Origin of the sequence: Mesorhizobium sp., assembly GCF_004962245.1 — a bacterium.
In the GTDB taxonomy this organism is placed as follows: domain Bacteria; phylum Pseudomonadota; class Alphaproteobacteria; order Rhizobiales; family Rhizobiaceae; genus Mesorhizobium.
Genome location: NZ_SUHQ01000023.1, coordinates 42,304 through 54,319, shown reverse-complemented (window position 1 = coordinate 54,319; position 12,016 = coordinate 42,304). Strand labels below are relative to the sequence as shown.

At 62.1% G+C, this 12,016-nt stretch carries 15 protein-coding genes and 1 tRNA gene; 6 read left to right on the top strand and 10 right to left on the bottom strand.

Annotated features, from left to right (window positions below; all coding sequences use genetic code 11):
* Window positions 1-20: 20 nt before the first annotated feature.
* The 6 genes from E5X88_RS22985 to E5X88_RS22960 all read right to left on the bottom strand — a co-directional run bounded on the left by E5X88_RS22985 (window position 21) and on the right by E5X88_RS22960 (window position 4,440).
* Window positions 21-950 (bottom strand): electron transfer flavoprotein subunit alpha/FixB family protein, encoded by a 930-nt coding sequence (locus tag E5X88_RS22985; RefSeq protein WP_292165396.1) that lies wholly within the window; start codon window positions 948-950, stop codon window positions 21-23.
* 23 nt (window positions 951-973) lie between these two features.
* Complete coding sequence (locus E5X88_RS22980) at window positions 974-1,723, bottom strand: electron transfer flavoprotein subunit beta/FixA family protein (RefSeq protein WP_292165395.1); 750 nt, start codon at window positions 1,721-1,723, stop codon at window positions 974-976.
* A 194-nt stretch (window positions 1,724-1,917) separates the two neighbouring features.
* Window positions 1,918-2,721 carry a rhomboid family intramembrane serine protease gene (locus tag E5X88_RS22975; protein WP_292165393.1) on the bottom strand — a complete coding sequence of 268 codons (804 nt, stop codon included), beginning with the start codon at window positions 2,719-2,721 and terminating at the stop codon, window positions 1,918-1,920.
* A 25-nt stretch (window positions 2,722-2,746) separates the two neighbouring features.
* A complete protein-coding gene (locus E5X88_RS22970; protein ID WP_292165392.1) occupies window positions 2,747-3,328 on the bottom strand; it encodes a cob(I)yrinic acid a,c-diamide adenosyltransferase in 582 nt (193 codons plus the stop codon).
* A 28-nt stretch (window positions 3,329-3,356) separates the two neighbouring features.
* Window positions 3,357-3,548 (bottom strand): twin transmembrane helix small protein, encoded by a 192-nt coding sequence (locus E5X88_RS22965; protein ID WP_292165391.1) that lies wholly within the window; start codon window positions 3,546-3,548, stop codon window positions 3,357-3,359.
* 25 nt (window positions 3,549-3,573) lie between these two features.
* Entirely contained in the window at window positions 3,574-4,440 is an 867-nt protein-coding gene (locus E5X88_RS22960) for an SDR family oxidoreductase (protein ID WP_292165389.1), read from the bottom strand.
* Between the two features lie 57 nt (window positions 4,441-4,497).
* Here E5X88_RS22960 and E5X88_RS22955 point away from each other — a divergent pair, with 57 nt between their 5' ends.
* On the top strand, window positions 4,498-5,349 hold the full coding sequence (locus tag E5X88_RS22955) for a YihY/virulence factor BrkB family protein (RefSeq protein ID WP_292165387.1): 852 nt from the start codon (window positions 4,498-4,500) through the stop codon (window positions 5,347-5,349).
* Window positions 5,350-5,398: 49 nt separating this feature from the next.
* Here E5X88_RS22955 and E5X88_RS22950 read toward each other — a convergent pair whose 3' ends face one another.
* Entirely contained in the window at window positions 5,399-6,274 is an 876-nt protein-coding gene (locus tag E5X88_RS22950) for an EamA family transporter (RefSeq protein ID WP_292165385.1), read from the bottom strand.
* Between the two features lie 154 nt (window positions 6,275-6,428).
* Window positions 6,429-7,304, bottom strand: a complete 876-nt coding sequence (gluQRS, locus tag E5X88_RS22945) for a tRNA glutamyl-Q(34) synthetase GluQRS (RefSeq protein WP_292165383.1) — start codon at window positions 7,302-7,304, stop codon at window positions 6,429-6,431.
* A gap of 131 nt (window positions 7,305-7,435) precedes the next feature.
* Here gluQRS and E5X88_RS22940 point away from each other — a divergent pair, with 131 nt between their 5' ends.
* Window positions 7,436-8,077: a DNA-3-methyladenine glycosylase gene (locus tag E5X88_RS22940; protein WP_292165381.1), complete on the top strand. Its 642-nt coding sequence runs from the start codon at window positions 7,436-7,438 to the stop codon at window positions 8,075-8,077.
* Window positions 8,078-8,206: 129 nt separating this feature from the next.
* Window positions 8,207-8,764 carry an HNH endonuclease gene (locus tag E5X88_RS22935; RefSeq protein ID WP_126034943.1) on the top strand — a complete coding sequence of 186 codons (558 nt, stop codon included), beginning with the start codon at window positions 8,207-8,209 and terminating at the stop codon, window positions 8,762-8,764.
* Between the two features lie 151 nt (window positions 8,765-8,915).
* On the opposite strand, the gene E5X88_RS22930 is transcribed toward E5X88_RS22935, so the two are convergent.
* Complete coding sequence (locus E5X88_RS22930; RefSeq protein ID WP_292165377.1) at window positions 8,916-9,434, bottom strand: disulfide bond formation protein B; 519 nt, start codon at window positions 9,432-9,434, stop codon at window positions 8,916-8,918.
* Window positions 9,435-9,538: 104 nt separating this feature from the next.
* Window positions 9,539-10,126 carry a YqaA family protein gene (locus E5X88_RS22925; protein ID WP_292165375.1) on the bottom strand — a complete coding sequence of 196 codons (588 nt, stop codon included), beginning with the start codon at window positions 10,124-10,126 and terminating at the stop codon, window positions 9,539-9,541.
* 294 nt (window positions 10,127-10,420) lie between these two features.
* Between E5X88_RS22925 and E5X88_RS22920 the strand changes: the two genes are divergently transcribed.
* From E5X88_RS22920 to E5X88_RS22910, 3 genes are all read left to right on the top strand, one after another.
* A tRNA-Leu gene (locus E5X88_RS22920) sits at window positions 10,421-10,505 on the top strand.
* 294 nt (window positions 10,506-10,799) lie between these two features.
* A complete protein-coding gene (locus E5X88_RS22915; RefSeq protein WP_292165373.1) occupies window positions 10,800-11,081 on the top strand; it encodes a hypothetical protein in 282 nt (93 codons plus the stop codon).
* A 181-nt stretch (window positions 11,082-11,262) separates the two neighbouring features.
* The gene (locus tag E5X88_RS22910) at window positions 11,263-11,979 is read left to right on the top strand and encodes a Crp/Fnr family transcriptional regulator (protein WP_292165371.1); all 717 of its coding nucleotides are present in this window, start codon (window positions 11,263-11,265) and stop codon (window positions 11,977-11,979) included.
* The last annotated feature ends 37 nt before the right edge of the window (window positions 11,980-12,016 follow it).

Sequence of the window (12,016 nt, the reverse complement as noted above, 5' to 3'; positions counted from 1 at the left end):
ATACGCTTCAGCGGAAAGCGTCAAAGCGCCTTTTGCAGTTCCGGCAGGATGACGAACAGATCGCCGACGAGGCCGTAGTCGGCGACCTGGAAGATCGGTGCTTCCTCGTCCTTGTTGATGGCGACGATGACCTTCGAATCCTTCATGCCGGCAAGGTGCTGGATGGCGCCGGAGATACCGACGGCGATGTAGAGATCGGGCGCGACGACCTTGCCGGTCTGGCCGACCTGCCAGTCGTTCGGCGCATAGCCGGCATCGACCGCGGCGCGCGATGCGCCGACCGCGGCACCAAGCTTGTCGGCGACCGGCAGGATAACCTCCTGGAATTTCTCCGAGGAGCCCAGCGCGCGGCCGCCCGAGATGATGATCTTGGCCGACGTCAGTTCCGGCCGATCGGTCTCCGAGAGCTTGTTCTCGACGAAGGAGGACAGGCCGGGATTGGCAGCCGCCTTGATGGTTTCGACCGTGGCCGAACCACCCTCGGGGCCTGCCTGGAAGGAGGCGGTGCGGACCGTGATCACCTTCTTGGCGTCGGTTGACTGCACCGTCTGGATGGCGTTGCCGGCATAGATCGGCCGCTTGAACGTGTCAGGCGAGACCACCTCGATGATTTCGGACACCTGCGCCACATCGAGCAGGGCCGCCACGCGTGGCGCGACGTTCTTGCCCGACGAGGTCGCCGGCGCGATGATGGTGTCATAGGCGCCGGCCAATGACACGACGAGCGCGGCCATCGGTTCGGCGAGACGCTCGGTGAGTTCGTCGGCGTCGGCGAGCAGCACCTTGCTTACGCCCTTGAGCTTGGCGGCGGCATCCGCAGCCGGCTTGGCGCCCTTGCCGGCAACCAGCACATGCACGTCCGAGCCGATCTGCAGGGCAGCCGAAAGCGCCTTGGCGGTCTGGTCGGAAAGGGTGGCGTTGTCGTGTTCAGCAATCAGAAGAATAGCCATTTTCTTGTTCCTTTCCCGATCGCTTACAACACGCCGGCTTCGTTCTTGAGCTTGTCGACCAGTTCGGCGACGCTCGTGACCTTGACGCCTGCCTTGCGGCCGCTCGGCTCTTCGGTCTTGATCACCTTCAGCCGCGGCTTGACGTCGGCGCCGTAGTCTGCAGGGCTCTTTTCGTCGAGCGGCTTCTTCTTGGCCTTCATGATGTTGGGCAGAGATGCATAGCGCGGCTGGTTGAGGCGAAGATCGGCGGTCACGATCGCCGGCATCGTCAATTCCACCGTCTGCAGACCGCCATCGACCTCGCGCGTCACCTTGGCCTTGTCGCCGTCGATAACCACCTTGGAGGCGAAGGTGCCCTGCGCCCAGCCCAGAAGTGCGGCCAGCATCTGGCCGGTCTGGTTGGAATCGTCGTCGATCGCCTGCTTGCCGAGGATGACGAGGCCGGGCTTCTCAGCCTCGACGACGCCCTTCAGCACCTTGGCGACGCCGAGCGGCTCGGTCTGCTCGTCGGTCTTGACCAGGATGGCGCGGTCGGCGCCCATGGCAAGCGCCGTGCGCAGCGTCTCCTGCGCCTGCTGCGGCCCGATCGAAACAACGATGATCTCTTCGGCCTTGCCGGCCTCCTTCAACCGGATCGCTTCTTCGACCGCGATCTCGTCGAACGGGTTCATCGCCATCTTGACGTTGGCGAGTTCCACCGCCGAACCGTCAGCCTTCACACGAACCTTGACGTTCGCATCGACCACCCGCTTCACGGGCACAAGGATCTTCATTTGCCTGTCACCTCTTTCACGAAAGCCACCTCTTTCAAGATAATTGGGCGCGCTATAGCAGTGTGCGCCTCTTCAGAATTGTCGAAAGCCGACATTCCGGACGGAATTCTAGTCTCCGACCGCCCAATGTGGTGGAAAGCTTCCGTAGTTGCGGTAACCTTGCTCGTCAATATCCGTAAAGCACTCAAATCGGTTCAGTCCGAACTGGACGCGCTTCCCCGTCCCCAGCGTGGTGCCGGCTGCGCCGGTGCTTCACTGCTCGCAACCGGGCCGGCAGGAACCGGCGTCTGGCCGGCTGCCACCGTGGGCTCCTCGTCAGCGCCGGCAAGCAGCGGTACGCCGCGGTTGCGCAAGATGAGCACCAGCACGGCGCCGGCGATGATGCCGCCGACATGGCAGGCCCAGGAAACCTGATCCTCGCCACCTGCGGCGAACATCACGACCTGGAACAGGATCCACAGGATGAGCGGGATGAAGGCGGGGATGCGCAGCGGAATGCGGGCAAAGGCCAGCACCCATACCTTTACCCTGGGATAGAGGATCAGATAGGCGGCGACCACACCGGCGATGGCGCCCGAGGCGCCGATCAGCGGAACCTGCGAATCCCACGCGACCAGACCCTGGAAGAAGGCACCGGCGACGGCGCAAAGCAGGTAGAAGACGAGAAAGCGGATATGGCCGAGCGCGTCCTCGACATTGTCGCCGAACACCCAGAGGAACAGCATGTTGCCGCCGAGATGGAAGATATCCGCATGCAGGAAGGAATAGGTGATGTAGCTCAGGCTCTCCGGGATCACGACAAACTGCGGAGCCAGTTCCACGCTGTCGTGGACGACCGACGGGATGAAGCCGAGGCCCAGCACAGCGGCGTTGGAGAACTGCTCGCCGCCAAGCGCGGTGGCGAAGTAGATGAGCGTGTTGAACGCGATCAGGCCGATCGTCACATATTGCTGCTTGATGTGGCGCAGCCGGTTGGTGTCGTAAAGCGGGATGAACATCAGACCCCCTCCCGCCTCGGCAGATTCAGCGGTTCTTGCCGGGAACCCATAGCACGTCGGCGTTTCCATTGTCATTGACGGCGCGTGCGGCGACGAACAGAAAGTCCGATACGCGGTTGATGTATCTTATCGCATCGCGGTTGATGTGCTCGTTTGGGTCTTGCGCCAGCGCCACCATGACGCGCTCGGCCCGCCGTGCCACCGTGCGGGCGAGGTGCAGGGCGGCGGCCGCCGGCGTGCCGCCGTTGAGCACGAAGGATTTGAGCGGCTGCAAATCCTTGTTGAGCAGGTCGATGTCCTTTTCGACGCGGTCGGTCTGCACAGCTGTGATGCGCAGCGGCTCATAGCCGAGCGGCTTGCCGTCGTCCGGCACGGCCAGATCGGCGCCGAGGTCGAAAAGATCGTTCTGGATCCGGCCAAGCATCGCGTCGATCGCCGGATGTGTTGCCGCTGTGTGGACGCGGGCCATGCCGATGCAGGCATTGGCTTCGTCAACCGTGCCATAGGCATCGATGCGCAGATCGGATTTCAGCCGTCGTTCGCCGGTGCCAAGGCCGGTGGTACCATCGTCGCCGGTGCGGGTGTAGATCTTGTTGAGCTTGACCACGCTCTGCCTCCCGAAATCGCCACTCTCGTCACTTGCGGGTGACATACACCGCCAGCAGGATCAGCACCAATGCCACGAACTGCAGCAGCACGCGCGTCTGCATCAACTTGTTGGAGGTTATGCCGGAGCCACCGCGCATCATGTTGATGAGGCCGCGGATCAGCACGATCACCACGGCGACCATGACGAGGACAGCGAGGACGTTGAAGACGGTTGCCATGGTGTGTTTCCAGGTTCGATTGCGTTCAGGCGCGTTTGGCAAGCAGGCGGTAGAGCATCGATGCCGGCAGGATCCGTTTGAGGATCACGCCGATCCTGGCCGGCACGGTTACCACATAATGCGGGCGCGGGCGCCGCGACAGAAGCGCATGGCGCAAGGCCGCATGAACCACCTCCGGCCCGGGCTTCAGCCGTGACGTGCTGCCGCCGGCCCGAAGCCGTTCCAGCTGCGCTTCGTAGGCGAGGCGATGGACGGACTTCTCATGGTCGATGTTCTTCAGGAACCACGCAAGACCGTTGCTGGCGATCTTCGATCTCACCGGCCCCGGCTCGATCAGCGAGACATGGATGCTGCTGCCTTCGAGTTCCTGATGCATGCACAGCATCAGCCCTTCGATAGCGTGCTTCGACGCCGAATAGGCGCCGCGAAAGCGCAGCGGCGCCAGGCCGAGGATCGACGAGCAATGGACGAGACGGCCATGGCCCTGACGGCGCATCACCGGCACGATACGGCGGGTGAGGTCATGCCAGCCGAAGACATTCGCCTCGAACTGCTCCCTGAGTGCTGCGACCGGCAGGTCCTCGACGGCGCCGGGCTGTGCGTAGGCGCCGTTGTTGAACAGGGCATCGAGCCGTCCGCCCGTCCGCTCCAGCACCGACGCCACCAGCGTCTCGATGGAACCGGCCTCGCGGTAGTCCAGATAGAAGGCCTCGATGCCATCGGCTTCGAGGGCAGCGATATCCGCGGGCTGGCGCGCCGTCGCGAACACCCGCCAGCCTTCCGCCTTCAGCGCCCGGGCACAATAGGCGCCTATCCCGGAGGAGGCACCGGTGACAATGATGGTGCGCAATTCCTTCGGCGGAGCAGAAGCGGTTTGACTTAGGCTTGTCATTTGCCGCAATCCCTTCCCATATTCGCGGCGTCGAGACAATCGAAGGGAACGCGGTTCTTGTTGCGGACGATCGTAGCCGTCAAACGCGTGCTCTATGATGCGCTCGGCCATTTCAACGCGGACGATGGCTGGGCGATGGCCAGTCATCTGGCGATCACAGCGCTGATGGCACTTTTCCCCTTTCTGATTTTTGCCACGACACTGGCCAGCTTCCTCGGCGCACAGGCTTTTGCGGACACGGCCGTGCATCTCGTCTTCGACACCTGGCCCGAGCAGATCGCCAAGCCGATCGCGCGCGAAGTGCTCAATGTGCTCACCGTCCAGCGCACCGACCTCTTGACCTATGGCGTGCTGCTCGCCGCTTTTTTCGCCTCAAACGGCATCGAGGCGCTGCGCACCTCACTCAACCGCGCCTACCGCGTTTCCGAAACGCGGGGCATCATCTACCGCCGGGTGCAGAGCATCGCTTTCGTGCTGATCGCCACCGCAGGCTTCCTGGCGATCAGCGTGCTGCTGGTCTTCGCGCCATTGCTGGGCCGGCTGGCCGAAGCCAATTTCGAATGGATAGAACCCTATATGGGCACGATCACGCTGTGGCGTTACATCATCGCCTCCGCCGTCATCGTCGGTGGGCTGTTCGCGGTGCATTTCTGGCTGCCGGCGGGCAAGCGCCGTTTCGTCTCGATCATACCTGGCATCATCTTCACGCTGATTGCCTGGCTCATCGGGTCGACCATCTTCGCCGCCTATCTCGACCGTTTCTCGTCCTATGTGACGACCTATGCCGGCCTTGCCTCGATCATGGTCGCGGTCGTCTTCCTCTACATCGTCTCGGCGATCTTCATCCTCGGCGGCGAGCTCAACGCCGCCATCAGCCGCTATCTGGAGGCACGCGCCCGAGTTGGCTGATTCCTGTTGAGCATGATCTTTTCCGAAAACCGGTTCCCACTTTTAGGGATCATGCTTTGGTCGGCTGAGCGGTTGCCAGCCCGACGCCGAGCGTCGCGATCGCCATGCCGACGATCTGGACCAGGTTCAACTGTTCGCCGAACAATACCCAGGCGATGATCGCGGTGACGGCCGGTACCAGATAGAACAGCGATGCGACTTTCGACATCTCGCCGTCGCGGATCATCACCATCAAGAGGAAGATGGCGCCGATCGACAGCACCAGCACCAGCCATGCCATGGCAAAGATCAGCTCGCCGTTGACGACGACCGTTCGCGTCTCGAAGGCGAGCGAGGCCAGGACCATCAGCGACGCGCCGCCGACATATTGCCACATGGTGGCCGCCACGAGATCGCCGCCAGAGGCGAAGCGCTTCTGCCAGATCGTGCCGGCGCTCATTCCAAGCACCGAGACAAGCGAGGCGATCAGCGTCTCGGCCGTCACGCCGCCGCCAAGCGCTCCGAGCTTCGGCCAAAGCACGATGACCACGCCGGCAAGTCCGACAGTGAGGCCGGCCCAATGGCGCGGCAGGATGGCCTCGCCGAGAAACCTGCCGGCCATCACCGCCGTGATCAGCGGCTGCAGCCCGACGATCAACGCCGAAAGCCCGGCCGGCATGCCCCTGTGGATGGCCCAGAACACGCCGCCGAGATAGACGCCATGCATCAGGATGCCGGCGCCGGTCGCGTGGAGCGCTTCCGTGCGCGTCGCCCGCTTGGAGCCAAGCGCCATCATCAAGACGGTCAAGAGGACGGCCGCCAGAACGAAGCGCACGGCCAGGAAGGTGAAAGGCTCGGCCCACGGCATGGCATAGCGAGCGCCAATGAAGCCGGTCGCCCACAGGACGACAAAGGAGGCGGGGATGAACCGCTTGACGCTGTGCATTTTCAGGAGGCTGCCCGTGAATCCGGTGAAGGTCGACTGTCGCGCCTGCTGTAATGTGGTTCAACCTGGCAAGCAAAACGAAACGGTTGATCCATAGGCTCATCCGAATTGAAGAGGCGCGCCGGATCAGTGAGAGTTCAAGACCAAACGTGATCTAGAACCCAATCAGCCGCTGGACGTCTTCGGGTGATGCGCCGGCCTCGCGCAAGGCGGCAAGGCCGGTATCCCTGGCGCTCTTCGACAGTTTTCGTCCGTCGGGGCCGAGGATGAGACGATGGTGGAAGTAGCTTGGTTGTGGCAGGCCAAGCACCGCCTGAAGCAGGCGCTGCACGCTGGTGGCGGAATAGAGGTCCTGGCCGCGCACCACGTGGCTGACGTCTTGCAGCGCGTCGTCGACGACGACGGCGAGATGATAGCTCGTCGGGATATCGCGGCGCGCGACGATCACGTCGCCCCAGTCCTGCGGGCGGGCTTCTACGGTGTGCGTCGCGGAAAGCCTCTCGTCCGAAAATTCCACCCACGACAGCTCCGTGCTGACGCGCGCCATTGCTGCATCGACGTCCAGCCGCCAGGCGAATGGCGCATTCTCGGCAATCCGTCGCTTGCGTTCCCTGGTCGGCAACGCCTTGTCGGCGGCGGGATAGAGCGGCACGCCGTCGGGGTCGCGCGGCCAGTCGCGCCCGCGCCTTTCGCTGTCGGCAATGAAGGCGCGGATTTCGCCACGGCTCATGAAGGCCGGGTAGACGAGGTCTTCCCTGATCAGCCGATCGAGCACTGCCCGATAGTCCGTGAAATGCTCGGACTGGCGGCGCACCGGTTCTTCCCAGGCAAGCCCGAGCCATCTCAGATCGCGAAATATGCCGGCTTCGAATTCCGGCGTGCAGCGCGTCGTGTCGATATCCTCGATTCGCAGCAGCAGGCGCCCGCCCGTCGCCGTCGCCAATTTCTGATTGAGCAGCGCCGAATAGGCGTGGCCGAGATGCAGTTCGCCATTCGGGCTTGGCGCGAAGCGGAATGTCAGGAGTGTCATCCTTCGGCGGCAATCGGGTTGTGCAGAACTTTCGCCAATTGCTACTTTGCACCTACAGCGCCGCGCGTCCATCGGTACGCACAAGGGACGCTGTGGAACCTGATTTTGCGCGGTCCAGGGAACTAGCAGACATGCAACGCATCGCCACGCTCGACGACATCTCGCAAGGGCTCGACGCGCTTTGCCTGCTCGACCCGCGCCTCACAAAGGTGCGCGGCATGGCCGGCGAGGTGCCGCTGAGGCTGTCGGAGCCGGGGTTCAGAAGCCTTGCCTCGATCATCGTCTCGCAGCAGGTTTCCCGCGCCAGCGCCGACGCCATCTTCGGGCGGCTGACAAAACTCGTCGATCCGCTGACGCCGCAAGCCATCCTTGCCGCCGATGAGGCGATTTTTCGCGAGGCCGGACTGTCGCGACCGAAGCAGCGCGGCCTGATCGCCGTGGCCCAGGCGGTGGTCGACGGGCTCGACCTCGATCATCTCTGCCTGCTCGATGCCGCCGAGGCGATCACGGCCATGACCAAGGTGTCCGGCATCGGCCCGTGGACGGCGGAAGTCTATCTTTTGTTCGCCGCCGGCCACCCCGATGTCTTCCCGGCTCGCGACGTTGCCCTGCAGAGCGCGGTCGGCCACGCGCTCGGCATCGACCCGCGTCCGCCCGAGAAAATACTGATCCAACTCGCCGAATCATGGAGCCCATGGCGAGGTGTCGCATCGCGGCTTTTCTGGGCGTATTATCGCGAATTGAAGGGCAGGGACGCCGCGCCCCCGGCCTGAATTCGCAAAAAACCATTGAAATCATGCATTTTTGGCGCGTCGTTTGATCGACAAGCCGCTTCACATCCCTGTCATGTCGGGCTTACAGTATCCGCGCCGATCGGTTCTAGAACCAAGGAGGTCAATGACGTGACGGTTGCCGTATCTCCGGATGGGCTTCCAGCGCTGGTGCTGAATGCGGATTATCGTCCGCTCAGCTATTACCCCCTGTCGCTCTGGTCGTGGCAGGATGCCATCAAGGCTGTGTTCCTCGAGCGGGTGAATATCGTCGCCGAATACGAGCACGCCGTGTCGTCGCCGACCTTCTCGATGAAACTGCCGAGCGTCGTCAGCCTGAAGGCCTATGTGAAGCCCTCGCGGCATCCGGCCTTCACCCGCTTCAACGTCTTCCTGCGCGACCGTTTCCAGTGCCAGTATTGCGGCACGCCGGAGGATCTGACCTTCGACCATGTCATTCCCCGCCATCGCGGCGGCGCGACGACGTGGGAGAACGTTGTCGCCGCCTGCTCGCCCTGCAATCTGAGGAAGGGCGGCATGATGCCGGCGCACGCCAAGATGTGGCCGCTGCAGAAGCCTTACCAGCCGACGGTGCATGATCTGCACAACAATGGCCGCCTGTTCCCACCCAACCACCTGCATGAAAGCTGGATGGATTATCTATACTGGGATGTCGAACTCGAACCATAGAGTTCGGCAGAAATCCGCCATGCCGGTCGCCTGACGCAGCTTTCTGCGCTTCCGGTGCTCACGTACTTTAGTACGCTCCGCTCCGGTTCTCGAGAGCCACGTCATGCGCTCCGGCCTGACGAATTTCTGGACGAACTCGGCGCTGTGCCGCTCAATCGCGCACAAACGCACCGCGGAAGGCGACGACTGCCAGGATAAAGCTGGCGATGGCGTTCCAGCCGGCCAGCGACAGGCCGAGGATGCGCAGCGCCGCCTTGTCGCAGGAGGGCGGCACGAATTTGTCGAGCGCGTCGAGCACGCCCTTGCCGCCGGTGTCCACCGGTCCCGCCGCCGCGGCACAATCGGTCGGTCCCGTCCACCACGCCCATTCGACGCCGGAGTGATAGACGCCGAGATAGAGGCCGTACACCATCAGCAGGCCGCCGACGGCCAGCAGGCCGCGTGTCAGCCAGGCCGGCCAGCGCAGCGCCGACGACAGCGCCGCCAGCAGCATCAGCGGGACGCCAACATAATAGGGGGTGCGTTGCTCGAAGCAGAGCTTGCAGGGGATGTAGCCGCCGAGGTGCTGGAAGGCCAATGCCGAGCCGACGGTTGCGGCCATGGCGATGGCCAGAAACAAGGCCGTCTGGGTGCGCTGGCGTCCAGTGTCGGCATTTACGGTCGCTGTCATCGATCTACCGTCCGTTTCGTTCGACCTGCTTGTTGAGCATTATCTTTTTTCGAAAAACCGGTTCCCACTTTTCGCTAACGCGGACCTTCGGTTCGGGATCATGCTCAGAAGGCGTATTTGACTGTTATATAGAGCAAAATCAGGGCGGCTGCGGCGGTGCCCGCGATCATGCCAAGGCGCTTTTCGATGAATTCGCGGATCGGTTCGCCATAGCGGCGCAGCAGCCAGGCGAGGAACAGGAAGCGGGCGCCGCGCGCCACGATCGCCAGCACGATGAACAACAGGAGATTGACGCCGATGACACCGGACAGGATCGTCACCACCTTGATCGGCGGCAGATGGGCGAGGCCGGAGGTGACCAGCATCAGGATGATGAAGCCGATGCCCGACGAGACGCGCAGCGCCTCGAAGTCGTCATACTTGCCATAGAATTCGAGGATCGGCTTCGCCACCGCGTCATAGGCATAGTGGCCGATGAACCAGCCGGCGATGCCGCCCAGCACCGACGCGAGGGTGGCGACCAGCGCGTAGCGATAGGCGCGATCCGGCCGCGACAGCGCCATCGGCAGATACAGCACGTCGGCCGGCACCAGAAACACCGAGCTTTCGACGAAAGCGATGAAGGCCAACCACCATTCGGCGGATTTCCTTGCCGCCAGCGACAAGGTCCAGTCGTAAAGTCCGCGAAGCATTGGGCACCCCTAATGTATGTCGCCCAAAAATGCGCAGTGGTTTTGGGATCACGACATGCACGAACAAAGACCAAAAGCGCGCGACATGAATCTCTGCAGACGCGACGCGCTTTAATGCGCAGCCTGTCTAGAAAGATTTTCCGCGCCGCACAATGGCCGTAGCTTCACGAAATTGAAGAGCTGGGCACGAAATCGAAGGCTGGGGTCGAGCGAAGGTCGGATGTCGGGAATTGGCCAGTTGACGAACAGGCCTCCGACCGTATAGTCCGCGCCCATCCAGGCCGCCCGGCCTGAGCCCCTATGGCGGAATTGGTAGACGCGCTCGACTCAAAATCGAGTTCCGCAAGGAGTGCTGGTTCGATCCCGGCTAGGGGCACCAATTTCTCACAATTGCGCTACCGGCGACCGAGTGGGCCTGACGGGCCTACATCGATCGGAGTTCCCTGGCTCGGTACGGCCGTTCGCGCGCCTGTGACCACGGTGATGTCAAGGTGATAGGGAGGATAGTAGCTAAGACGAATTCGGTATCCCTTGCCTCTGTGTCGCGGCTGCAAACCGGGATAGTATGCCTCACAAAATATGATCGACCTCTTCCAATCTTGGAACTGCGGTCAACTCGTCGAGGCGATGTAAATTTGAGCCTAGGAACCTTTTGTCCGGTCGAGACGCAACTATGGCAAAAAAAAAATCGCGTACCAGGCCAAGCAGCGACCTTCTGAAGCTGCTTGCCACCAGGCCAAGAGCGGTTGCGCTTGCTGCGCTGCATGTGAGTGAATCCGTGCTGCTGGAACTCGAAGCGTCCGAACTGTTGTCAGCAGCAGAGATCAGAGGATTGCTCAAGGACGCATCAATGACGTTGCGGAATGCCGCTGACCAGACAGACAACCGAAGTTGTCTCATTGCCAGCGAAATAGTCGATTCCATGCGGGAAAACTTCAGGAGAAACAAAACCTGATCGCCATCCCATAGCGATTTCAAAATCGTGGCTTCGGCAAGCCAGCGGAGCCTGTACAATCAACCAAAGGGCCGTTGCGGCACCATCCGATGGTGGTCATTGGAGGATACTCACCGCATCAATTTTGATGTACATTCTGTCCAAGAGAGGGAGTTCAAAGCGAAGACGGGCGTGCTTGTAGATGACCTACGCGTCACATCTTTTGCGCGGAAATGAAAATCGCCCGTCGTATGTCGGACTTAACGACGACGATACGGCGCTTATCAAGACGCTGGGATTCACGCCGAAGTGCTATCCGGCGGAGACGGTCATCGTCAGTCAGGGCGAAGACAGTGATCGCGTATTCATAGTCGAGTCGGGCTGGGGTTGCATTTCCCATGAACTCGCGGGCGGGCAGCGCCAAATATTGGATTTTGCCTTGAGAGGCGATATCGTCCTGCCTCAGGCATACGCGGGCAGCGCTCTTGAAACGTTTGTGGCTCAAACCGAACTTTCGGTGCTGGTGGCCTCGGCCAAGACATTCACCCTTGCTGCGATGAAGTCGCCCCATCTCTTCTCCATCATCCTCGAAACCCTTGTGCATCGGGGAGCGCTTGTCGCTCAACATCTCACCAATGTCGGACGACGCAGCGCCTTGGTGCGGACGTCGCATCTGTTCCTCGAACTGAGGGCGCGGCTGGAGCGAGTCGGCGCAGTCACCCGCGACAGCTATGAATGCCCCCTCACCCAGTACGATCTCGCGGACGCCCTCGGCCTCACTCCGCTTCATGTCAACCGAGTGCTGCGGAACCTGCGCGAGCGCAAGTTACTCGAATTCCGTCAGGGCCATGTTCGCGTGCTCGATCAACCGGGTCTGGCGAGGTCTGCTGGGTTCGAACCCGGATATATCGAAAGTTAAGGCGTATCGTCACACGACGCCGGGCGCGCCCGACAGC

Excerpts from the sequence above, each read along its gene's own strand:
- E5X88_RS22915 (WP_292165373.1), top strand. The coding sequence starts at position 10,800 with ATGGCAAAAAAAAAATCGCGTACCAGGCCAAGCAGCGACCTTCTGAAG.
- E5X88_RS22960 (WP_292165389.1), bottom strand. The coding sequence starts at position 4,440 with ATGACAAGCCTAAGTCAAACCGCTTCTGCTCCGCCGAAGGAATTGCGC.
- E5X88_RS22980 (WP_292165395.1), bottom strand. The coding sequence starts at position 1,723 with ATGAAGATCCTTGTGCCCGTGAAGCGGGTGGTCGATGCGAACGTCAAG.
- E5X88_RS22985 (WP_292165396.1), bottom strand. The coding sequence starts at position 950 with ATGGCTATTCTTCTGATTGCTGAACACGACAACGCCACCCTTTCCGAC.
- gluQRS (WP_292165383.1), bottom strand. The coding sequence starts at position 7,304 with ATGACACTCCTGACATTCCGCTTCGCGCCAAGCCCGAATGGCGAACTG.
- E5X88_RS22930 (WP_292165377.1), bottom strand. The coding sequence starts at position 9,434 with ATGACAGCGACCGTAAATGCCGACACTGGACGCCAGCGCACCCAGACG.
- E5X88_RS22965 (WP_292165391.1), bottom strand. The coding sequence starts at position 3,548 with ATGGCAACCGTCTTCAACGTCCTCGCTGTCCTCGTCATGGTCGCCGTG.
- E5X88_RS22925 (WP_292165375.1), bottom strand. The coding sequence starts at position 10,126 with ATGCTTCGCGGACTTTACGACTGGACCTTGTCGCTGGCGGCAAGGAAA.
- E5X88_RS22940 (WP_292165381.1), top strand. The coding sequence starts at position 7,436 with ATGCAACGCATCGCCACGCTCGACGACATCTCGCAAGGGCTCGACGCG.
- E5X88_RS22975 (WP_292165393.1), bottom strand. The coding sequence starts at position 2,721 with ATGTTCATCCCGCTTTACGACACCAACCGGCTGCGCCACATCAAGCAG.
- E5X88_RS22910 (WP_292165371.1), top strand. The coding sequence starts at position 11,263 with ATGACCTACGCGTCACATCTTTTGCGCGGAAATGAAAATCGCCCGTCG.
- E5X88_RS22950 (WP_292165385.1), bottom strand. The coding sequence starts at position 6,274 with ATGCACAGCGTCAAGCGGTTCATCCCCGCCTCCTTTGTCGTCCTGTGG.